The organism is Flavobacterium resistens, assembly GCF_900182645.1.
In the GTDB taxonomy this organism is placed as follows: Bacteria; Bacteroidota; Bacteroidia; order Flavobacteriales; family Flavobacteriaceae; genus Flavobacterium; species Flavobacterium resistens.
On the sequence record NZ_FXTA01000004.1, the window covers coordinates 471,677 to 493,773 of the forward strand.

A 22,097-nucleotide genomic window follows, 5' to 3' on the forward strand; every position below is an offset into this window, starting at 1 on the left:
TTAGAATCTGTCGGGTTTTCTGTTTTTTATTGGTTTCAAGTTTCAGGTTTCAAGTTTGACGTTCGTTATGAAATTTAACCGCAAAGTTCGCAAGAATTTTTGCTCAGTTTGTGTTTGCTAAATGAAAAAGAACGCAAAGCTTTGCGAACTTAGCGTTTGTAAACGTTAATCCTGATAAAAATCCTTGCGAACTTTGCGGTTAAATCACACAAAGCATATCAACTTGAAACTTGAAACCTGAAACAAAATGAACAAAATTTGTTATTTTAGCAACCAAAACAAAACAAAATGACTTTTCAAAATACACGCGAATTTGCACGAGGGCTAGATTCGAAAGACGCATTAAACCACTATCAGGAACAATTTATTTTTCCTAAAGTAAATGATAAACGAGTTATCTATTTTACTGGAAACTCTTTAGGATTACAACCAAAACGTACCAAAGCTTACATTGATGAAATAATGAATGATTGGGCAGAATTGGCTGTTGAAGGTCATTTTTATGCGGAGAAACCTTGGTGGGATTATCAGGAAAGGTTTGCAGAGCCGTTGAGTAAAATTGTGGGTGCGCTTCCATCAGAAGTTACGGTTATGAATACTTTGACTGTAAATCTTCACTTATTGATGGTTTCTTTTTATCAGCCAAAAGGCAAACGTTATAAAATTATCTGCGAAGAAAAAGCTTTTCCGTCAGATCAATATATGTTTCAGAGTCAGGTGAATTTTCATGGATACAAACCAGAAGATGCGATTGTAGAAATTAAACGCAGAGAAGGAGAACACAATATTCGTCTTGAAGATGTTTTAGCAAAAATCGAAGAAGTTGGTGATGAATTGGCTTTGGTTTTAATTGGCGGAGTAAATTATTATACCGGACAAGTTTTCGACATAAAAACCATTACAGCAGCCGGACAAAAAGCTGGAGCAAAAGTAGGTTGGGATTTAGCACACGCTGCTGGAAATATCAAATTAGAACTTCACGATTGGAACGTAGATTTTGCGGCTTGGTGCAGTTATAAATATATGAATTCAGGACCAGGAAATGCTTCTGGCTGTTTTGTTCATGAAAAACATCATAATTCAGATTTACCAAGATTTGCTGGATGGTGGGGACATAACAAAGAACGCCGTTTCAAAATGGAACCAAACTTTGACCCAGTTCATGGAGCTGATGGATGGCAGATTAGTAATTTACCAGTTTTGTCTTTAGCGCCTTATTTGGCATCAGTAGAAATGTTTGCTGAGGTTGGAATGGATGCTTTAATTGCAAAACGCGATCATATTACTTCTTATTTAGAATTTATTCTTCATGAAATTGATAAAGAAGTAGAAAGTACTTTTGAAATTATTACACCAACAAACCCAGAAGAAAGAGCTTCGCAATTATCAGTTTTCCTTCACGGGCAAGGACGAAGCTTATTCGATTATTTAATGAAAAATGGTGTGATTACAGATTGGCGTGAGCCAAACGTTATTCGTCTTGCACCAGTTCCTTTGTATTCTTCATACGAAGACATGTATGACTTTGGACAAATTCTGAAAAAAGGAATTTTAGGGAAATAAGGTTTCATTTAAAAAAAAATAGTAAGCGTACTGTTTGTCATTTCGAGGAACGAGAAATCGCACTAGAAACTCCGCAAAGTATGTCTCGATCTTTGTAGAATATCGAGTGCGATTTCTCGTTCCTCGAAATGACATAAATGAGAGAAAAACTAAAAATCTTCTAATCTTATAAACTTTCCGAAAAATTCTGTAATAAACATTATAGCAGATATTCCGTATTTTGTAGTGTATAATTTTAAAAACTACAATCATGAAAGGCTTATATATTTTATTAGCAGCGATACTTTTAACTTCTTGCCAAAATCAAAGCAAGGAAGATTTAAATAAAGCCAAACAAGCCAGTATTGATTCAATGAAAGTTGAGATTAACAAACAGCGTGTTATCGATTCGATGAAGACTGAAATGGCAAAGGTAGAAGAGAAACAAAAAGCAGAAGCACAAAAAGTTGTTGTGGTTCACGAAAATGACGGAACAGCAACTGCCGCGCCAGCAAAAAAGAAAGGCTGGAGCTCAACTGCTAAAGGAGCAGTAATTGGTGCCGGAGTAGGTGCAGCTACAGGAGCAATTGTCAGTAAGAAAAAAGGTGAAGGTGCCATTATAGGAGGTTTGGCTGGAGCTGGAGTTGGTGCCGGTACAGGTGCAATTATTGACAGCAACAAAAAGAAAAAAGAATAGATCTAAAATATTATAAATAAAAAAACGCCGATTCAAATTTATGAATCGGCGTTTTGTTTTATGCTAATTCCAATGCTGGAATCTGAATGGCATTTAATTCTGATTTATAAAAATTGAATTGATTCTTGATTTTTTCTTCATCGTTTTTGAAGTAAAAAGTTGATGAAAATAGATTTTGATAATATTCAATTCCTTCCAAAATATTGGCTTTGAAAGAATTCCATTTTTTCAGTTGATTTGAAGTAACTTCAGAAACAGATTCGATTTCGTTTCTAAAATAATCAACATACATTTTTAATTCTTTCACAAATAAATGAGGACGATCTGTTCTCAAAACTGATTTCCCCTGATAAATATGCTGAAGCATTTCTTTCAATGAAACTTCCTGATCAAAATAAGCCAAATTTGGTCCGGGACAAATGACAACACCTTGCGATTGCCCTTTTATTTTAATATCATTTTCAAGATAAGATGCATTTGCCAAACCAACACACAAACATGATTTTTCGGTGATTTTGATTTTGCTTTTTTCAAAATTTTCGGCTGATAAAGAATCTTTTTTGATTTCGAGTTCTTCCAGTTTTATATCTTGATATTTTTTTGATGCCGTACAAATTCCATGTGGATCATATTCTTTGCTTAATGCTAAAAATTTCTTCGGACACGAGCTTCCGGCTTTATTTTCCTGAATACGTTTTTGTTTTAAAAATTCATTTGTTGTTCCTTTCAAAGTATTAAACGGAACTCCCAAAGGTGAAATATTACTTAGATAAAAATCATCTTCCTTTGCATTCATCAATAAATTACGAGTTTCCTTATCTACAGAAGTGGCTTCGGGAACCAATAAAAACGGAGAACCCCATCCAACAGCATCTACATTATATTCGTTTAATAAAAATTCATGTTCTTCAGAAGTTCCAACACCGCCTTGTACCGTAATTTTTAATGGTAAAGGATTTTCAGGAAAAAGCTGATTTTTTAGCTGTAAAGCTTTAATCATTAAATCGTGGGCAGATTGTGTCAGTTGTTCTTTTTTTTGCTTGAATTCTTCTAAAATAGTGCCCAATAAGAGTCCGTCGGTTGCAAAGGCATGACCACCGCAGTTTAATCCTGACTCAATTCGGTATTCGGAAACCCAAAGTCCTTTTTTCGCAAGGAAATTTCCCTGGATCATAGCCGATCTAAAATCACTCACTTTTAAAATGATTTTCTTTCTCAGTTCATTATTTTCATTCGGGAAAAAATCTTTGAAGTTTTCAAAATAACCAAACAATCTCGGATTCATTCCGGCTGAAAGTACCACAGACGATTCTAAATTACTGTTCGCAAAACCTCGCAAAGCGGCATGAGCGTCATTAAACTCAATTGGAAGCTGTTCATTTTTGATAAAATTATCTTTATCCAGTTTTGTCATAATATTGACATCGATTTCTCCGGGAAAAAGATGTGATTCAATATAATGCTGAATGTTTTCTTTAAAAGCTATTCCGTCGTCTAATAAATTTTGGAAACCTTTTTTTATGTCAGAAGTATTGGGTAACATTGACATGAAGTTTTCCAAAGCTGTTTTGCTTTCAGTTAATTCAGTTTTGAAATTTTCGAATTTCTCTTTTACAATTTTATCGACTAAATTTAAGTAAGAAGTAATTCTTTCAGCGCGGTAATCATGAAATTTTTGCGTGATTTCTTCATACGGAAGATTGAATTTTACGCTATAAAAATTACGCATCTTTTCAATCAAATCATGGTCGGCGAGCGCGATCACAGATGAAATTCCATATTGTGCAACGCGAATGGGACTGTCGATTGTATAAGCAAGTCCCATTACCGGAATATGGAAAGTATGTAAAGGTGTTTTTGTCATTAGATTGCAGATTAAAATAAAGACAAATATTGAAAAAAGGATTTTCCTAAAACCTGATAATTGTCAGGTTTTGAAAATGTTGAGGAAGTTTTTCCGCCAGAAATTCTCCTCAATCTTGTCATTTCTCGTTCCTCGGAATGACAAGATTGAGGAAAATCTTTGTGATTTTTATATCAAAATCTTCTTCAATGATTCTGCAATACTTCGCCACAAAAAGTTATAGAATGATTTTTCCTGAATTCTTTCCACTTCGACATCGGCGGTTTTGGCTTTGTCTTTTGAATCGTTTTTTACCAATAAATTTGCGACGGCCGTTTTGAGTTTGGCTTCTTTTTCTGGATTTTTCTTTTTGTAAAGTTTCACTTTAAGATCGTCATAATCTAAAGAAGCATTTCCTTTTGAAACATTATCATTTCCGTAAAAATTAAATCGGTATTTATTGAAAGTTCCGGTAAAAGTGGTGTTCATATAAGGTTTGGTAAATCTTGTCATTGCAACAACGTCAAAATTTGAGATGATGCCCTGAATGTGAAATCCATCGGTTTTGTCTAAAACATTAAAATTCCAATCTACATCTAATGGAGATTTTTTCATGAAAATACATTTCACTTTGATTTTTACATCATCCGTTTTTTTTAATCCAAAACCGCTTTTCAAATTTGTTGCCTGTAAATTGAATTGGTCAAATGTCAAAATTCCGGGGCCTTTTGAAAAATCAATTTCTTCTTCATAAACCAGTTTCGATTTCAAAACCTGAAGAGTGTCAATTTGAAGCGGGAATTTAATATTTCGCAATAAATGATTGTAAAGATATTTTTTGCTTAAATCGTCTTTTGGTATTTTACTTCTGTAAATATTGGCGTCAAAATGATGTATTACAAGGGAATTTGCTTTAAAATAAAATTGGTCATTTTTAAATCCCCAATCCATTTTCGCAATTTGAGCCGAATCGAATTTTAAGGTATAAATATCCTTTTCTTTTTCCAATCGTTTCACAAAATTAGGTCGGTCAAACTGAGGAAGATTGGTAAAATTATTGATTTTCAGAAAGTTTTTCTCCGTGCTTATTTTTCCAATAGTTATATGATAAAAAGCATTAGGTCTGTAAAATAAACTATCAATAATTAAAGCATATTTTTGATATTGAAGCGGAATTTTTTCTTTTAAAGTCGTATCGGTGATTAAAATTCCTTCCAATTTTAAAATGATTTTTTTAACGCTGAAAATTGGTTTTTCAGTATCGAGCGAAACAACATCAATTGTTCCCTCATTCAGATAAATATTCGAAACCGCAACTATTTTTCGGAAAGGAGCCACAATTTCAGTTTCAATGCTTTTGCTGTTATTCAAAAGTTTTTCGCCTTTTTTGTATAAAATCACGCGAGGTTTATTGATGATTATACTTTCGGCCTGAATAATATCGTGAAAAGCCAAATCCCAAATATTGAAATGTTTTATAGTAATCGATTCAATTTTAGAAAAAAGACCGTTTTTACTGTCTTTCGGCTCGTTTTTCGGACTTACCAATAATGTCTGAGCATAGATATTTCGAGAAAAAAGCGATACTTCAATTTTTTCATAATTGATATTGTATGCCGTTTTGTTTTTCTCATGAATGATAATCGGAAGCTGTTTTTTGATCCAGTAATTCAAACCAACATTGGCGAGAATCACAATAATAAACAGAGAAATTACTCCGATTGCTATTTTTTTATAGATTGACATTTATTGTATTGATTTTAAATATAAATTTAGACTTTAGAAAATAAAGTCGTTTACATGATTTTGTTTTTACGTTACATTTTAACTAATTATCACATCGCAACACTTTTTTTGAATATGAAAAAACTTAAGAAATTCCTGCTGGTTTTATTTGTCCTGATTGTTGTTTTAGGAATAGGTTTATGCGCTTATATTTTTCATTTAAAACCCAAGTATGAAGGAGAGCTGGAATTGAAAAATCTTGAAAAAGAAACGACTGTTTATTTTGATGAATTTGGAGTTCCTCATATTTATGCCGATTCTGAAAAAGATGCGATGACAGCGCTTGGATATGTTCACGCGCAGGAAAGATTATGGCAAATGGAATTGCTCCGAAGAATCGCTCCGGGACGTTTATCTGAAATTTTCGGATCTGTAGCGCTGAAAAATGATAAGTTTTTCTCCGGAATTGGTATTGAAGAAGCTTCGGCGAAAGCCATTTCCAAATTAGATAAAAATAGTCAGGCGTATCAGTTGACGATGGCTTATTTGGATGGAATTAATCAATATTTAGATGAAGGTGTTACGCCAGTAGAATTTACTTTGGTTGGTGTGAAAAAAGAAAAATTTACTATAAAAGATGTTTATAATATCTTCGGATATATGTCTTTCAGTTTTGCAATGGCTCAAAAAACAGATCCGTTATTGACTGAAATTCGCAATAAATATGGTGTCGAATATTTGAAAGATTTAGGAATTGAAGGTGAATTCAATACGACTCAGTTAAAAAGCTCAAAAGAGAATATTGAGGAGTATACAGAAATTTCAAAATCGGTTGCGGCTTTGTTGGACAAATCACCAATTCCACCATTTATTGGAAGCAACAGTTGGGTAGCCGGACCTCATAAAACCAAAAGCGGAAAAGTGATTTTTGCCAATGATCCACATATTGGATTCTCACAGCCTGCCACTTGGTACGAGGCACATTTGATTACGTCTGAACATGAATTGTACGGTTGTTATTTAGCAGGAACTCCGTTTCCGTTGCTGGCGCACAATCGCGATTATGCTTACGGTTTGACAATGTTTGAAAATGATGATATTGATTTTTATCAGGAGAAAAATAAATCGGGAGACAATAATCAATACCAAACTCCGACGGGTTTTGCAACTTATGAAATCAGAAAAAAAACAATCAAAGTCAAAGATACTTCTGATGTTGTCATGACTATAAAATCTAGCCGACATGGACCAATTATGAATGATGTTTTAGAGCGTTTGGATAAAAAAAATCCTATTGCAATGTCATGGACTTATACGCGAGAACCTATTCAGATTTTAGATGCGGTTTACGGACTTTCGCATGCAAAAAGCAAAGATGATTTTAGAAAAGCCGTTCAATTAGTTGCAGCGCCGGGATTGAATGTGATGTATGGCGATGCTAAAGGAAATGTGGCTTGGTGGGCAACAGGAAAATTGTATAAACACGACAAAGGCGTGAATACTTTTTTGATTCTTGATGGCGCAAGCGGAAAAGATGATATTAAAGAATATCTGGATTTCTCAAAAAATCCATCTTCTGAAAACCCGAAATGGGGTTATGTTTATTCGGCGAATAATCAGCCTGAAGCTATAGATGGTTATTTGTATCCGGGTTATTATTTGCCGGAAGATCGTGCGAAAAGAATTTCAGGTTTAATGGATGCCAAATCAGATTGGGATAAAGAAGCAATCAGTAAAATGATTTATGATAATACTTCTCCGATTGCTCCGGGAACTGCTCAAAGTTTGATTTCAAATTTAGATAATAAAGCGCTTTCATCAGAAGAAAAACAAGTTATAGATGTTTTAAAATCATGGAAAGGAACAACAAATCTACAAGATGTTGCGCCAACGATTTACAACAAATGGATTTATTTGTACATGAAAAATACTTTTGAAGATGAAATGGGAAAAGACAATTTCGATTTGTTTTTAGGAACGCATATTGGTAAACAAGTTATTGCCAGACAAGTTGCAAATGAAAATTCAGTTTGGTGGGATAATATCAAAACCAAAAATGTAAAAGAAACGAGAAAAGATATTGTTTCAAAATCATTTCATGAGGCGGTTACAGCACTTCAAAAACAATTAGGAACTACGATTTCAGATTGGAATTGGGGCAAAGTTCACACCGTTGAGCATGAACATCCGTTAGGAAAAGTAGCAGCATTGCGAAAATTATTTAATGTTGGACCTTTTGCATCGCCAGGATCAAATGAAGTGATTAATAATTTGTTCTTTGGTTTTAACGAAGAAGGTAAATATTACGTAAAAGGCGGACCTTCAACCAGAAGAATTGTCGATTTCTCTGATATTGAAAACAGCTGGAGCATTTTACCAACCGGACAATCCGGAAATCCATTCAGTAAACATTATCACGATCAGGCAAAAATGTACAATGAAGGCAAATTCAGAAAAATGAAATTGAATAAAGATGAGATTGTGAAAACTTCAACGAAATTGGTTTTGAAACCAAAGATATAGACAACTTAAAAATTATTAATTGAAATAAAACCCCATCTCTATGTATAAAAAAATTATTGCTTTTGCTTTGTTCCTTTCCGTTATTAGTTTTTTCACTGCTTTTTATAATGATTATAATTCGAACTTGTATTATGTTTTAAGTTTTTTCAATTATAGTATTGCAGGATGGATTGATGTAGGCTGGATTGAAGCTAGAACCTTGCGATTATTTTTCAATTTTCTATTGTTTGTTGGTGTGATTGCTTATTATTTTTCAAAAGGTAAAGAAACACGTCTTTTGCGCTTTAGTTTCGCTACATTATTTGTACAGCTTTGTTTTGGTGTTGTTGTTCAGTTTATTTTTATTTTAAATAGATTCGAGGGAATTGAAGTAAAGAGTTATGCAGGCATTGCCATCTCTTATGTAATAACTTTTTTTGTACTTTATGTTTTATATAAAAGCATAAAATTCATGAGTGAGCAACAATCATTAGATTTTGAAACGGTTGATTATACGGAATCAACAGAAGTTTATTATTTTAAGACAGGAAATTGGGAACGCTTGCTTCATTTCATAATTGATAATTTAATTTTCTTGCTGATTGGATACCAACTTTTCATGGGAATTTTATCTTTTGAATTTGTCAATTCTTATTTCGGAATAGTGAGAGGAGATCATGCTGATCGATTTTTTTTACTAATTGTTTTTCCAGTATTCAGCTTTGTTTACTATTATATATTTGAAAAGCTTTTTAGCGCAACACCCGGAAAATTTTTAACACAAAGCAGATTGGTCAACAGTGAAGGTTTAGTTCCTGCTAATTCTAATGTGCTTTTAAGAACTTTATGTAGAAATATTCCTTTTGACGGAGTATCTTTTTTGTTTAATGCCAGCTGGCATGATAATTTGTCAAATACCGAAGTATTTAAAGAAAAGAAAAGTGAAATTAGTGGAGCCTATTATTTCTTGATTATCCCAATTTTTGGCATTCTTTTATTTTTGGTAAAAGCAATAGAAGGTTATTTGCATACAACCAATATTTAAACTTTTCAGCTTAAAATAAAAAGGTTCAAAGGTTTTAAAAGAAAAACCTTTGAACCTTTTCAACTTTGTGCTTTTGGACCTTATTTAGAAATATACTTCCCTAAAACAATATCATTTGCAAAAATGTTCAGATTATTTGCAAGCGCTTTGTTAGCAAGCATTACATTTTTGGTTTGGTAGGCAGTATCTTTTTCGTACGCTTTTAGAAGAGTTTCTAATTCTACTTCATCATAAAAGGCAAAAGAATTATAAATGGCGTCCCTGAAATTTTTATAATTGATGCTTTGCGTAATTTCCATCGATTTTTGTTCGTTCCAGCCTTCTTTGGCGGAGGCCTCATTAATTTTAGTCAGACAAAAATCAATTACATAAGTTTTATAATGTACCGCTTCGACAATTTTATCGACGATGATTTTGTTTTGCTGTGTTGGCATTGCCGGAGGTGGCGGATTGTTTTGCGACAAGCATTTTGAGGAAATAAACAAACAAAACAAGGCAGTCAAAAGACTATACTTTTTTAGATTTTTCATAGGTTATTTAGCTGTTTTTGGGAAGAGCTAAAATAGTATTTTTTATGATAAATCATCGAATAGGAATGTTATAAGTTATAACAAAAAAACTCCGATAAAGCAGTTTGAAGCTGCCTTGTCGGAGTTTTTTGAATTTATGATTTCGTTTATTTTTTCGAAAGTTCAGCTAAAACTTTTTTACCACCTTCATTACCAGGATCAAGTTGAACCGATTTTGTATAATTTTCAATTGCCAACTGTTTATCGCCATCGGCTAAATAAGCTTCACCCAGACTGTCATAAGTATTTCCTGATTTTGGAAAAGCTTCTACATTAATTTTGAAAACTTCAATCGCTTCTTTCTTTTTGCCTGTTTGTAATAATTGATATCCAACTCGGTTCATGTCGCCTTCTTTAATGGCGTATGTCGGATCATTTTTTAACTTTTTATAAGTTTCATTTCCTGCTGTAACGCCTTTTTGTGAATAGGCATCTAATAAATCAAGTGCCAATGATTTTTTTGCCTGATTATAAGGCTGTTTGTATAAAATAGCTCTGATTGAATTATTCATTTCGCCCAAAACAGTTCCGCCTGTATTATTTAATAAAACAACTAAAATCTTATCAGAAGGAATTCTTGAAATGATAGTATTAAATCCATTAATTCCGCCGCCGTGTTCTATAATTTTTAGTTTTTTATCACCAACTGTAACTTCTTCAACGCCCCAACCATATCCGTATGAACCATCCCAAGCTTTAATATAAGGTTTGAATAGCAATTCCATTGATTTTTCTGAAAGCAATTTATTTGTATAAAGTGCCTGATCCCAAAGATATAAATCTTCAACTGTCGAATACAAAGATCCCGCCGCATAGGGAATACTCATATCGATAAAAGAAGCGTTAGTTATATTTTTTCCCTCTTTTTCATAACCTGCCGCTCTGTTTTTTATGATGATTTCGCTGTGATCAAAACCAGTATTAGTCATTTTTAGAGGCGTCAGTATAACTTCTTGTAAATATTGCTCGTATGTTTTTCCTGTGATTTTTTCGATAATATATCCCAGTAAAAAATAACCCGAATTACTATAATTGAATTTTTCACCTGGCGTAAATTCCAGTGGAAGACTTGAAAATGTTTTTACAAATGCTTCAGGTGTATACGAATTTCGGGCTTTCTCTCGCATAAAGTTTGGTACACTTGTGTAATTAGGAATTCCAGATGTATGCGTCAAGAGATTATGAATCGTTATTTTATCTCCAGTTTCTTTTGGATAATCTGGTAAATAAGTCGTAATTGGAACATCTAATTTTATTTTTCCTTCTTCGGCCAATTTCACAATTAAAAGCGCTGTGAATTGTTTTGTAATAGATCCTAATCTAAATTTAGTGTCAGGTTGATTGGGAATATTCCATTCAAAATTAGCCGAGCCAAAACCTTTTTTGAAAATTACTTTTCCGTTTTCAGCCACTAAAGCCGATCCGTTAAATTGCCCATATTCGTTGTATTTGCTCAAAAGCTGTTCAATTTGTTTGGCTTTTTCCTGAGCGAAAGTTGTAATGGTAAAAAGAAATAATATTGCACAGAGGGCAATTGGTTTGATTGACTTTTTCATAATGATTGATGATTATGGTTTTAGGATTAATGAAATAATTTGTTTTTTGATTGATGATTGAAACGTCATAACAATTACATATTCAGTATTTTGTAGTAAAAATACCGAAATAAATTATCGTGTTCTAATTGTTAGACGACTGAATTATCGTTTGGTTTCAATTTCAATCAATTTTTTTCCATTTTCTCCTAAAAAATGTTCCATAAGCTTCGTGTAAACTTTATATCCATCATCGACGTTGGTAAAAATAATCAAGCCTTGTTTTGTTTTTGGAAAAAGAAAAAACAGCGTTTGTACGCCTTGATCAGCGCCACCATGCGATAACGCGTAATTTTCATTTCCTAAATCGTAAATTTCAAAACCCAATCCAAAATATTTGTCAGCCTTTGTTTGTTTTACCTGATGTCTATTCATTTCCTCATAAACTTTTTTGCTCAAACCATCGCCATTCATTACACTGCATAAAAAAGTTCCATAATCCTGAATTGTGGTCAATAAATCGTCGGCAGCATTTGCGGTTTTGTTTTTTACAGGTTCGTATGCATTTCCGTTTTTGTCATAATTGATAGCATATCTTGAAATATCTACTTTATCGTTCCAGATATATTGTGTGTCGTTCATTTTCAGTGGTTCAAAAATTAATTCTGAAGCCAACTGATTAAGGGTTTTGTGGAATTTTTTCTCTAAAGCTTTTCTCAAATATTCCATTCCCTCGCCAGAATATTGATATTGAGTTCCAGGTTTGAATTTAAAATCCAATTTTCCGGATTTATTCATATAACGCCAGTTTGGAAAACCAGTTTGATGACTTAAAACAATTCGCGTAGTTAGTAATTTATGATTCGGATCGTTTGCAATGTCTGGATCCGTCCAGTATTTATATAAAGGTTCGTCTAAATCCCATTTTCCTTGGCTTACTAATTTTAATGCTACAATTGCTGTAACTGGTTTTGTTAGCGAAGCTACATTCCAAATTGTGTTATAAGGTGCAGTAATACCTTTTTTAAGTTCGCCATAAACTTTGATTTGCTTCAGTTTTCCTTCCGAAATAATTCCGAGGCCTAAAGTTGGGATATTATTCTCTTTCAGCCATTTCTCTGTTTCCTGTTCATTGTCAAAAAGAGTTGTTTTTTCAGCTTCATTTACAGCATTGTGATCGTAGCTCAAAGATCTTTTTAATCTCCAAACATTATTTTCTAAAACCCAAACATGCGTAAATCTTGCTTTACCAACTAATTTTTCGTTTTCAGGTTTTAAAGGTTCATTTTTAGCTGCTACATTTTCATAAAATTGATGAATTCCAGTTTGAATAGCAGCGTATAAAACACCTTTTTTATACATCGGAAAAATTTTGGTACTTCCATCAACTAATTCACGTCTGCATTTATAGGTTGCCGGTGAACCACATAAACCATTTTTGAAGCTTTGTAAAAATTCTGTTTTGTTTGAAGTTCCGTCTTTATCGTGATAAAATTCGAATTGATCGCTGTATAAATTTTCAAATTGGCTAATATCACAAGTGTTAAAACCAACATTAAAAAGAAGGCTGTCACGTGACATAATAGTTTTGTACAGTTCTGAGTTTTTTTCTTCTTGCGAAAATATGGTTTGAGAACAGAATAATGCAATTCCGAGTAAAATGATTTTTAATTGGAAAGTAATAAAATTGATGGTTTTCATTTTGATAATTGATTGATGATTAATGATTTTGCAAGAATACTACAATCAAAAATAGGGAAATTGTACAAAAGCGAAATATTATCTTTTTTGAGAAAGAAAATACGAACTTGGATTGAATGTTTTCGGACTTGCTTTTGTTACGTCTTTGAACTTTCGTATAAAATGAGATTGATCAAAATATTTATTGTAGAGCGCAATATCGGTCAGACTCATTTTTTCTAAATCGGCAGAAATCATCTGGTCGACCGATTTTCTGAATTTTAAAATCTGAATGTACTTTTTGATCGTAAGCCCAGTTGCCGTTTTAAATTTAATTTGAAGAAGACGCTGCGAAGATTTTATCTTTTTAGAAATGTCCGAAACTGAAATTTCTTCTTCCTGCATTCGGATTATTTCACAGATTTTTTCAATCGTATTTTGATTCGGATTTGAATTATTCAGTTCTTCAAAATAAGAGTTTAATTTACCTAATAAAGTTTCAATATCAGAATCAATCTGAATTTGAAAAGGCAATTCTGCCGCATCAATTTTAATGATTGAATCGACAAAATTGCTCAAGTCATATTTGGGAAACATCGAAATCGTCCAGGCGTGAAGCTGAATAATAGTGACTTTAGTTTTCGGCTGAATATTGACCAGAACTTTATTGGTCATTTGTGAACAGAAATAAATGCCTTCACTCATTTCATATTTCTGTTTGCTTGTATGAACTTCTATTGCATTTCCGTTTACAATCGCTAGATTAAAACAGCCATTTGGTAAAACGAGTTTGTTTTCAATTTGGCTTTCGCCGATGCTGTTGTCAAGACACCAAATTTTATTGACGAACCTTTCCGTTTTATTAGAGACATAATGTTCAGAGTAGAGGTTCATTTTTTAAGTGTTGTCTTGCTGTTTTTTATTTTTTTATAAATCTGGCGAAACGGAATTTCAGATATTTATTTATAGGTAACATTGGCTCCATTAATTTTTAATGAATTAACCAGTTCTTTAAAAGAATCAAGATATTTATTGAATTCGACATTATCCTTTGCAGAAAGAACAGCAGTAATAATTGTAGTTTTTGATTCAATAACCAGTAAAACTTCTTCTTTAGAATCTGGATAAATATAAGATACAGGTTTGTAACGTCCAGTCAAAAAATTCCCAGTTTTTAAATTCTCAAATTTTAAATTTAAATCGCTAATCTTTATTTGAGGAATATCATTTTTTAAGCCTGAATTATTTCCTTCAATCCATAAATCCATATCAGGAGGCGATTGATAATCTAATCCGTAAACATACATATATGTATTATCGCTGACATTTTTTTCATTAGGTTTTATTAAAAAAGGAATTTGCTCATTCTCAACCTGAATCCAATTTTTGGGAATATTTAGCATTATTAAATGTTTATTGCCAGTCAACAACTTTGATTGCGCATAAAAATTGAAAGAAACCAGAATAAAAAATAGGATAAAAAAGGTTTTATTTTTCATGGATTTTTGAAAATTGTATCAAGCTAATGTATCACTTTTTTTGTTAAAGAATAAAATGTAATTATATAAACTCCCCAAAATAATCTCGTTTAGTATTTTCCCATTCTTCCAAAATAATACTAAAATAAACGTCGTCTTTGCTTTTTCCTTCAGAATCAACATAATTATTTCTAAAAAGTCCTTCTTTTAAAGCTCCAAGTTTTTCAATTGCTCTCTGTGATCTTATATTTTCTAGATCTGCGCTGAATTGTATTCTTCTAAATTGAATCTTTTCAAAACCAAAATTCAGCAACTCAAATTTGCAGGCTTTGTTTAAACCAGTTCCTTGAAATTCTTTTCCGTACCAAGTCCAGCCAATTTCGCATTTTTGACTCGCATGATTCACATAACCATAACGTGTGCTTCCTGCAACTTTATTTGTTGCTTTGTCTATAATTAAAAACGGATAACAAATTCCGTCTGCTTTTTGTTTTAAGGTGCTTTGAATATAGTTTTCGAAATCTCGTTCATTTCGAACGTACATTCCCATATATTTCCAGATTTCATCATCAAAAATAATTTGTTTGAGTTCTGTATTTCTTTCACTATCAAATGGAATTAATACTGCTTTTTCGTTTTCTAGAATAATATCCGATTGTAAAATTTCGCTGTTCATGATTTTTTAAAATATTAATGTAATCTTAAAGCGAAGGTAGTTGTTTAATTTTTGTAAATAAATTGAATAATATAACAAAATGTTGCATTTGTAAAACAAAAGATCAAATTCTGATTTTGCCCAATTATATTATAGGTATGATTAACTTTTAAAACTATAACAATTAAAAACGTTATTCGAAATAGTTGGCTCACAAATAATTCGTTTATTTTAAAGGTTATCTATAATTATTACTTATTTTTACGACCCAATATATTAGAATTTCCCTCGATGCAAACTTCATTAAAAATTGCTGTAGTTGGTTCTGGACTTGTAGGATCGCTTTTGGCAATTTATCTTAAAAAAGCTGGTCACACCGTTCATGTTTATGATCGTAGTCCCGATATTAGAAAAATAAATTTCTCTGGCCGTTCTATAAATTTGGCGATGTCGAATCGCGGATGGAAAGCACTTGATGCTGTAGGAGTTGGCGATTCGGTTCGTGAAATTGCAATTCCGATGGATAAACGTGCGATTCATTTAGTAGATAAATTGAATTTTCAGAATTATGGCCAGGAAGGAGAATCTATTTATTCGATTTCAAGAGGAAAACTGAACAGAAAAATGATCGATTTGGCTGAAGAAGCCGGAGCTGAATTTCATTTTGAGCAAAAAGTTTGGGACGTTACCTTAAGCGATGCAACCTTGCATATTGGCGAAAGCGAAAGAGGCGAGTGGGAAGAACGAAAATTTGATATGGTTTTTGGTGCCGATGGAGCGTTCTCAAGAATCCGCCACAGAATGCAGCGACAGAGCATGTTCAATTATTCGCAGGAATTTTTGAATATGGGTTATAAAGAATTGAATATTCCGGCAAATGCTGATGGAACTCATAAATTAGATAAAAACTCATTTCATATTTGGCCAAGAGGCGAGTACATGTTAATTGCATTGCCAAATCTTGACGGAAGTTTTACCTGTACTTTATTTATGCCTTTTGAAGGTGAAAACTCTTTCGAATCATTGACGGATCGTAAAATGGTGGAAGATTTCTTTGAGAAAAATTTCCCGGATTCGATTGAGGTGATTCCGGAGTTGGCAAATGATTTCTTTAAAAATCCAACGAGTACTTTGGTTACAATGAAATGTTTTCCGTGGACTTTTGAGAATAAAATTGCTTTGATTGGAGATGCTTGTCACGCCATTGTTCCGTTTTATGGACAAGGAATGAATGCAGGTTTTGAAGATATTACGGTTTTGAATGAAATGATTGAAAAGTACCAAGACGATTGGAAAAAAATATTTTCAGAATACCAAATTTCCAGAAAACCAAATGCAGATGCAATTGCAGAGCTTTCATATCGTAATTTTATGGAAATGAGCACTAAAACTGCAGATGAAAAATTCTTGCTTCAAAAGAAAATAGAAAAGATTTTTTCCGATAAACATCCAGACAAATGGATTCCGCTTTACAGCCGTGTTACATTTAGTGATCGTCCTTATTCTGAAGCTTTAGCGATTGGTGATTTTCAAAATGCAATTATGGAAGAAGTTTTAAAACTAGACAACATCGAAAATATCTGGAATACGCCAGAAGTTGAAAATAAAATTCTTGCGTTGCTACAAAACGCATAACTTTTAGCCATATAAGTGATATAAGTTGATATAAATTCATTTGTGTCTAATAATAAAACCCGAAAGATTTTAAAATCTTTCGGGTTTTGTATTTATAAAATTAAATGAACTTATATCATTTATATGATGTAATTTCTACTTCTTAAAGATTTTGGTCAAAACACCAAAAACGCCTCTAATAAAAGTAGCACTGGTAACAACTTTCAAAACAGATTTTGTAACGACTTCTGTAGTACTAGGTCCTGTTTTTGAAGATTTTGTTGGAGCTTGTTCTTCTTGTTCAGCTGCAGCCTGAGTAGCGCTTTCAATCTTTTTATTCAATATTTCGTAGGCACTTTCCCGATCAATTTCTTCGGCATATTTTTTAACCAATTTTGATTTGCCGTTTATTTCTTCAATTTCATCGTCGGTTAAAATATCCATTCTGCTCATTGGCGCGCGCATCATCGTCGCAACAAGCGGAGTCGGAATCCCTTTTTCGCTTAACGCAGTAACTAATGCTTCTCCAATTCCTAAACTAGTTAGCAACTCATCCGTTTTATAATAATCGGAAGTTGGATAATTATCTGCCGTCTTTTTAATTGCCTGGCGATCATTTGCTGTAAAAGCTCTTAATGCATGCTGGATTTTTAAACCCAATTGCGCCAAAACACCACTTGGAACATCCATCGGGTTTTGAGTTACAAAATAAACACCAACACCCTTTGAACGAATCAATTTTACAATAGTCTCAATTTGTTCCAATAATGCTTTGCTGGCTTCATTAAAAATCAAATGCGCTTCGTCAATAAAAATTACTAATTCTGGTTGTTCGGCATCACCTTTTTCAGGCATTTTTTGATAAATTTCGGCAAGTAAACTTAACATGAAAGTTGAAAACAATTTTGGTTTATCCTGAATATCCGTCAAGCGGATGATATTTACATAACCTTTTCCATTTTCGTCAATTCGCATCAAATCTTCAGTGTCAAAAGATAATTCACCAAAAAATAAATCACCGCCTTGTTGCTCCAATTCAATTATTTTTCGAAGAATTGTTCCTGTTGTTGCAGTAGAAATTTTACCATAATCTGCTGCAATTTCGTCTTTACCTTCTTCAGTAATATAATTAATGACTTTTTTAATGTCTTTTAAATCTAATAAAGGCATTTGTTTGTCATCACAATATTTAAAAATAACTGCAACAACACCAGCCTGAGTATCATTAAGGTCTAATATTCTGGAAAACAGCACAGGACCAAATTCAGATACCGTTGCACGAAGACGAACTCCGTTTTGTTTAGAGAGTGACATTAATTCTACAGGAAATGAAGCTACATTATAAGGTATATTCATTTTTGCATGGCGTTCCGTAATAAAGCTTTGTTCTTTGCCTTCTTTTGCAATACCACTGAAGTCTCCTTTAATATCCATCATTAAAACAGGAATTCCCACATTTGATAATTGTTCTGAGAAAACCTGAATTGTCTTTGTTTTTCCAGTTCCAGTCGCGCCAGCTATAAGTCCGTGGCGGTTCAGGGTTTTTAACGGAATTTTTACATGAGCATCTGCAACAGCCTCTCCATCCAGAATTGCACTTCCTAAAGTAATGCTATCGCCTTTAGAAAGATAACCGTTGTTGATGTCTTGAATGAAATTATCTTTTTTATTCATGTTTTTATTTGTAATTTAGATGATTATAAGAGTTTTGCTTCATTTTTTAACAATAAGACTATATTTTTTTTAGTAAGAAAATGCTTTTTTTGATTGAAAATGATATAAAAAATAAATTCTCAGCTTTTTAAGAAGATTTCAATGGATTAATTGAATATTTACTAAAACGTTGTAATTTTTTTACTAATCGACCTTTTTTTTGGTTTATCAAAAAAATGACAGCGACAAATTAATGAGATATTTTTTAAATTGACGTTAAATTTCCTTCAATAAAATTAAAAAAAGTTTTTTTATTTAAACTAAACGTATAAATTTGCTCCTCTACAAGTTAAATATAACTAAAAAATAAAAATTATTTAAAACTATTAAAATTAAAAAAAATGGCAAACGTTAAAGTTAAAAAAGAAAGCACTTCAAATGGGGGAGGAATGATTTCAGGAATCATTATTGCAGCATGTGTTTTTGTTGGTTGGTGTATTTGGAAATTCGTTATGGGGGATTCAGCTAACTTTGAAGGAGGGAATCCAGAAACAGGTCACCCAATCAATACTTTAGGTATGGTTTACAAAGGAGGTTTCATTGTACCAGTATTATTAGGTATGCTTTTAATGGTTGTTGTTTTTTCTATTGAAAGATTTATCGTTATCGGTAAAGCTGCAGGTAAAGCTAACTTAGACAAATTCATGAAAAGTGTTCAAGGAAGCATTAAAGAAGGAAACATCGAGGCTGCTATCGCTTCATGTGACAAACAACAAGGTTCAGTTGCAAATGCAATTAAATCTGCTTTGATTAAATATCAAGACGTTAAAAAAGAAGGTTTCAATAGTGAAGAGGCTTCAGAAGTAATCCACAAAGAAATCGAAGAGGCTACTTCATTAGAAATGCCAATGTTAGAAAAAAATATGACTATTATCTCTACTTTAGTATCTTTAGGTACATTAGGAGGATTATTAGGAACAGTATCAGGTATGATTAAAGCGTTTGGTGCGTTAGCTTCTGCTGGAACTCCAGACCAGGCAGCTCTTGCAACAGGTATCTCTGAGGCACTTATCAACACTGCAACAGGTATCTCTACTTCTATCTTTGCAATTGTTTCTTACAACTTCTTTACTGCTAAAATTGACGATTTAACTTACTCTATCGATGAGGCTGGTACTACAATCGTGAATACTTACAGAAAATTCAGAGGAAGTTTAAAACAATAATTAATTTTTGATATATAAATAATTAGATTTAATTATATCAAAAAAATAAAATAAAAGATAATGGCTAAAATTAAAATGAAAAAGAAGTCAACATCGACAGATATGACTGCCATGTGTGATGTTGCGTTCCTTTTGCTTACGTTCTTTATCTTGACTGCTACTGCTAAAGTTCCTGAAGCGCTTCCTGTAGATATGCCTGCTTCTACTGTAGAACATAAATTACCAGATTCTAATTTGGCAATTATTACAATAGGAAAAGGATCAGACGGAAAGAGCAAAGTGTTTTTCGATATCAAAGGAAGAGAGATTCGTAAAAGAACTCTTGAAGGTATGGGAGCAAAATTTGGAGTGACTTTTTCAGAAGATGATAAAGCTAAATTTGCGTTAATGGATGACTTTGGTGTTCCAGTAGCAAGTTTAAAGCAAATCATTGATATGAAAGCAGCTGATAGAACTAAAGCAAATCAGCCAGGTATTCCAATCGATTCTTTGGATAATCAATTAAAAGAGTGGCTTTTGGTTTCAAGAAGAGCTACAATTGACCTTGAAGACAAAGAGTTAGAGATTGCAATCAAAGGAGATGCTAAAGAACAATATCCTCAAATCAAAAAGATTATGGATATTTTACAGGAGCAAAAAATCAATTCCTTTAACTTAGTTACAGGTACAAGAGGAAAAGACTTTTAATTAAAAAAGATACACTAAAATGGCTGAATTAAATACTGGCGACAGTGGTGGCGGAAAAGGTGGTAAAGTAAGAAGTAAAAAGCAAAACTCAAAAGTCGATTTAACGGCAATGGTGGATTTGGCATTCTTATTGATCACGTTCTTTATGTTAACCACATCGTTGTCAAAACCTAAAGCGATGGATTTATCGTTGCCGGATAAGGATGAGAAAAATCCGGAACAAAAGGATACCAAAGTAGATGAGAATCGTACTATGACAGTAATGTTAGGTGGAGATAATAAAGTGATTTATTACATGGGATTATTAGCTAGTCCTAAAGTAGGTCCTAAGGATATAACTTATGGAAAAGATGGTATCCGTAGAGAATTATTAAAACAGAAACAAAATGTTTTAGCATATTCTACAGCTTTAGGAAAACCTAAGAATGGAATCATTGTGATTATCAAACCAACTAAGAAATCAAATTACCGTAATTTGGTTGATATCTTAGATGAAATGGCGATCACTGGAGTTGAAACTTATGCAATTGTTCCTGAGTTTAGTCCTGAGGAAACAAAATTGATAGATAAAAAATAAGAATTATCTTGTTTGAACATCCTAATAATCAAGAAAAATGAAATTAGATATTATAAAAAATCAGTGGCTTGATATCGTATTCGAAGGACGTAATAAGATATATGGTGCATATGAGTTAAGAAAATCGAACAACAAAACTACGGTAAGAGCACTTATCATTGGTTCGATTATTTTTAGCTTTGCTGTAGCAGCTCCTCTTATTGCAAGCTATTTGCCAGATTCTAGCGAAGATGATGCGAATAAAGATATTAAGATCGCTACAGTTAAATTACCTCCTAAGAAAAAAGAAGAGGTAAAACCAAATGAACCGCCACCACCGCCACCACCACCAAAAGTGGATCAGGTGAAGTTTGTGAAGCCGGTTGTTGCTAAAGCAGAAGAAGTTACTGAGGATCCACCAAAAATTGAAGATCTTAAAGATAAGAAAGTTGGTGCTGAAACTATTAAAGGAGATCCAGATGCAGTTTTAACTGTTGAGGAACCAGTAGGTACTGGAACTGCTGCAGTAGTTGAAGAAGATAACCAAGTATATAACACAGCTGGTATCGAAGTAAAACCAGATTTCCCTGGAGGTATTGAAAAATTCTACAAATTCGTAGGAAACAATTATAAAACTCCAGAAGAAGAAGGTTTAAAAGGTAAAGTTTACGTTACGTTTGTAGTTGAAAAAGACGGTTCATTAACCGACATTAAAGTTTTAAGGGATATCGGTTACGGTACAGGAGCAGAAGCAATTCGTGTTCTTAAAAAATGTCCAAAATGGACTCCTGGCGAACAAAATGGTAAAAAAGTTAGGGTATTGTACTCTCTTCCTATTACTATTCAATCTGCAGAATAATGTTAAAAGATATGCTTAATAATATTCAGAAGAAATCGCTCAAAGAGCGATTTCTTCTTGTTTTAGGAATACTGTTTTTTTTAATATATCTTGTGCTGGGTTTAATGATTATGTTTTGGGAAAAATTACCTTTAAACATGGAACCTAAATACAGATATGCTTTTGGAGGACTATTGATTGTGTATTCAGGAATACGCTTCCTTAGGTTAATTAATTCTAATACGGACTAAT

19 protein-coding genes are annotated in these 22,097 nt (G+C 32.8%); 10 read left to right on the top strand and 9 right to left on the bottom strand.

All coding sequences use genetic code 11. The features are described from left to right. The first annotated feature begins 288 nt into the window (after nucleotides 1-288). Entirely contained in the window at nucleotides 289-1,563 is a 1,275-nt protein-coding gene (gene kynU, locus FN795_RS16740) for a kynureninase (RefSeq protein WP_142451705.1), read from the top strand. A gap of 250 nt (nucleotides 1,564-1,813) precedes the next feature. Then, nucleotides 1,814-2,239, top strand: coding sequence for a YMGG-like glycine zipper-containing protein (locus tag FN795_RS16745; RefSeq protein WP_035653411.1), 426 nt, complete (start codon nucleotides 1,814-1,816; stop codon nucleotides 2,237-2,239). A gap of 58 nt (nucleotides 2,240-2,297) precedes the next feature. On the opposite strand, the gene FN795_RS16750 is transcribed toward FN795_RS16745, so the two are convergent. Next, nucleotides 2,298-4,103 (bottom strand): hypothetical protein, encoded by a 1,806-nt coding sequence (locus tag FN795_RS16750; RefSeq protein ID WP_142451706.1) that lies wholly within the window; start codon nucleotides 4,101-4,103, stop codon nucleotides 2,298-2,300. 168 nt (nucleotides 4,104-4,271) lie between these two features. Beyond that, the gene (locus tag FN795_RS16755) at nucleotides 4,272-5,828 is read right to left on the bottom strand and encodes a hypothetical protein (RefSeq protein WP_142451707.1); all 1,557 of its coding nucleotides are present in this window, start codon (nucleotides 5,826-5,828) and stop codon (nucleotides 4,272-4,274) included. A 114-nt stretch (nucleotides 5,829-5,942) separates the two neighbouring features. On the opposite strand from FN795_RS16755, the gene FN795_RS16760 reads away from it, so the two are divergent. Further along, entirely contained in the window at nucleotides 5,943-8,330 is a 2,388-nt protein-coding gene (locus FN795_RS16760) for a penicillin acylase family protein (protein ID WP_142451708.1), read from the top strand. 40 nt (nucleotides 8,331-8,370) lie between these two features. After that, entirely contained in the window at nucleotides 8,371-9,354 is a 984-nt protein-coding gene (locus tag FN795_RS16765) for an RDD family protein (RefSeq protein ID WP_142451709.1), read from the top strand. Between the two features lie 80 nt (nucleotides 9,355-9,434). Here the strand turns inward: FN795_RS16765 and FN795_RS16770 are convergent, their stop codons facing one another. The 6 genes from FN795_RS16770 to FN795_RS16795 all read right to left on the bottom strand — a co-directional run bounded on the left by FN795_RS16770 (nucleotide 9,435) and on the right by FN795_RS16795 (nucleotide 15,292). Then, on the bottom strand, nucleotides 9,435-9,884 hold the full coding sequence (locus FN795_RS16770; protein ID WP_142451710.1) for a hypothetical protein: 450 nt from the start codon (nucleotides 9,882-9,884) through the stop codon (nucleotides 9,435-9,437). Nucleotides 9,885-10,030: 146 nt separating this feature from the next. Further along, nucleotides 10,031-11,479: a serine hydrolase domain-containing protein gene (locus tag FN795_RS16775; RefSeq protein WP_142451711.1), complete on the bottom strand. Its 1,449-nt coding sequence runs from the start codon at nucleotides 11,477-11,479 to the stop codon at nucleotides 10,031-10,033. Between the two features lie 144 nt (nucleotides 11,480-11,623). Then, complete coding sequence (locus FN795_RS16780; RefSeq protein WP_142451712.1) at nucleotides 11,624-13,159, bottom strand: serine hydrolase; 1,536 nt, start codon at nucleotides 13,157-13,159, stop codon at nucleotides 11,624-11,626. A 78-nt stretch (nucleotides 13,160-13,237) separates the two neighbouring features. Continuing rightward, complete coding sequence (locus tag FN795_RS16785; protein ID WP_142451713.1) at nucleotides 13,238-14,032, bottom strand: helix-turn-helix domain-containing protein; 795 nt, start codon at nucleotides 14,030-14,032, stop codon at nucleotides 13,238-13,240. Nucleotides 14,033-14,097: 65 nt separating this feature from the next. Then, entirely contained in the window at nucleotides 14,098-14,541 is a 444-nt protein-coding gene (locus tag FN795_RS16790) for a hypothetical protein (protein ID WP_142451714.1), read from the bottom strand. A 157-nt stretch (nucleotides 14,542-14,698) separates the two neighbouring features. Next, on the bottom strand, nucleotides 14,699-15,292 hold the full coding sequence (locus tag FN795_RS16795) for a GNAT family N-acetyltransferase (RefSeq protein WP_142451715.1): 594 nt from the start codon (nucleotides 15,290-15,292) through the stop codon (nucleotides 14,699-14,701). Nucleotides 15,293-15,562: 270 nt separating this feature from the next. Here FN795_RS16795 and FN795_RS16800 point away from each other — a divergent pair, with 270 nt between their 5' ends. Beyond that, the gene (locus FN795_RS16800) at nucleotides 15,563-16,906 is read left to right on the top strand and encodes an FAD-dependent oxidoreductase (RefSeq protein ID WP_142451716.1); all 1,344 of its coding nucleotides are present in this window, start codon (nucleotides 15,563-15,565) and stop codon (nucleotides 16,904-16,906) included. Nucleotides 16,907-17,041: 135 nt separating this feature from the next. Here FN795_RS16800 and FN795_RS16805 read toward each other — a convergent pair whose 3' ends face one another. After that, nucleotides 17,042-18,559: a helicase HerA-like domain-containing protein gene (locus tag FN795_RS16805; protein ID WP_142451717.1), complete on the bottom strand. Its 1,518-nt coding sequence runs from the start codon at nucleotides 18,557-18,559 to the stop codon at nucleotides 17,042-17,044. Between the two features lie 380 nt (nucleotides 18,560-18,939). On the opposite strand from FN795_RS16805, the gene FN795_RS16810 reads away from it, so the two are divergent. From FN795_RS16810 to FN795_RS21590, 5 genes are read left to right on the top strand one after another with little or no spacing between them, the layout of a single operon-like run. After that, the gene (locus FN795_RS16810; protein WP_142451718.1) at nucleotides 18,940-19,764 is read left to right on the top strand and encodes a MotA/TolQ/ExbB proton channel family protein; all 825 of its coding nucleotides are present in this window, start codon (nucleotides 18,940-18,942) and stop codon (nucleotides 19,762-19,764) included. Between the two features lie 60 nt (nucleotides 19,765-19,824). Further along, complete coding sequence (locus tag FN795_RS16815) at nucleotides 19,825-20,451, top strand: ExbD/TolR family protein (RefSeq protein WP_142451719.1); 627 nt, start codon at nucleotides 19,825-19,827, stop codon at nucleotides 20,449-20,451. A 19-nt stretch (nucleotides 20,452-20,470) separates the two neighbouring features. Beyond that, entirely contained in the window at nucleotides 20,471-21,028 is a 558-nt protein-coding gene (locus FN795_RS16820) for an ExbD/TolR family protein (RefSeq protein WP_142451720.1), read from the top strand. Nucleotides 21,029-21,065: 37 nt separating this feature from the next. Next, nucleotides 21,066-21,866, top strand: a complete 801-nt coding sequence (locus FN795_RS16825; RefSeq protein WP_142451721.1) for an energy transducer TonB — start codon at nucleotides 21,066-21,068, stop codon at nucleotides 21,864-21,866. Then, nucleotides 21,866-22,096, top strand: a complete 231-nt coding sequence (locus FN795_RS21590; RefSeq protein WP_026728445.1) for a hypothetical protein — start codon at nucleotides 21,866-21,868, stop codon at nucleotides 22,094-22,096. Before FN795_RS16825 ends, FN795_RS21590 begins: the two co-directional genes overlap by 1 nt. Nucleotide 22,097: the final 1 nt, after the last annotated feature.

Bases quoted from the DNA above. Each gene is read 5' to 3' on its own strand.
- kynU (WP_142451705.1), top strand. From the start codon at position 289: ATGACTTTTCAAAATACACGCGAATTTGCACGAGGGCTAGATTCGAAA.
- FN795_RS16745 (WP_035653411.1), top strand. From the start codon at position 1,814: ATGAAAGGCTTATATATTTTATTAGCAGCGATACTTTTAACTTCTTGC.
- FN795_RS16750 (WP_142451706.1), bottom strand. From the start codon at position 4,103: ATGACAAAAACACCTTTACATACTTTCCATATTCCGGTAATGGGACTT.
- FN795_RS16755 (WP_142451707.1), bottom strand. From the start codon at position 5,828: ATGTCAATCTATAAAAAAATAGCAATCGGAGTAATTTCTCTGTTTATT.
- FN795_RS16760 (WP_142451708.1), top strand. From the start codon at position 5,943: ATGAAAAAACTTAAGAAATTCCTGCTGGTTTTATTTGTCCTGATTGTT.
- FN795_RS16765 (WP_142451709.1), top strand. From the start codon at position 8,371: ATGTATAAAAAAATTATTGCTTTTGCTTTGTTCCTTTCCGTTATTAGT.
- FN795_RS16770 (WP_142451710.1), bottom strand. From the start codon at position 9,884: ATGAAAAATCTAAAAAAGTATAGTCTTTTGACTGCCTTGTTTTGTTTG.
- FN795_RS16775 (WP_142451711.1), bottom strand. From the start codon at position 11,479: ATGAAAAAGTCAATCAAACCAATTGCCCTCTGTGCAATATTATTTCTT.
- FN795_RS16780 (WP_142451712.1), bottom strand. From the start codon at position 13,159: ATGAAAACCATCAATTTTATTACTTTCCAATTAAAAATCATTTTACTC.
- FN795_RS16785 (WP_142451713.1), bottom strand. From the start codon at position 14,032: ATGAACCTCTACTCTGAACATTATGTCTCTAATAAAACGGAAAGGTTC.
- FN795_RS16790 (WP_142451714.1), bottom strand. From the start codon at position 14,541: ATGCTAAATATTCCCAAAAATTGGATTCAGGTTGAGAATGAGCAAATT.
- FN795_RS16795 (WP_142451715.1), bottom strand. From the start codon at position 15,292: ATGAACAGCGAAATTTTACAATCGGATATTATTCTAGAAAACGAAAAA.
- FN795_RS16800 (WP_142451716.1), top strand. From the start codon at position 15,563: ATGCAAACTTCATTAAAAATTGCTGTAGTTGGTTCTGGACTTGTAGGA.
- FN795_RS16805 (WP_142451717.1), bottom strand. From the start codon at position 18,559: ATGAATAAAAAAGATAATTTCATTCAAGACATCAACAACGGTTATCTT.
- FN795_RS16810 (WP_142451718.1), top strand. From the start codon at position 18,940: ATGGCAAACGTTAAAGTTAAAAAAGAAAGCACTTCAAATGGGGGAGGA.
- FN795_RS16815 (WP_142451719.1), top strand. From the start codon at position 19,825: ATGGCTAAAATTAAAATGAAAAAGAAGTCAACATCGACAGATATGACT.
- FN795_RS16820 (WP_142451720.1), top strand. From the start codon at position 20,471: ATGGCTGAATTAAATACTGGCGACAGTGGTGGCGGAAAAGGTGGTAAA.
- FN795_RS16825 (WP_142451721.1), top strand. From the start codon at position 21,066: ATGAAATTAGATATTATAAAAAATCAGTGGCTTGATATCGTATTCGAA.
- FN795_RS21590 (WP_026728445.1), top strand. From the start codon at position 21,866: ATGTTAAAAGATATGCTTAATAATATTCAGAAGAAATCGCTCAAAGAG.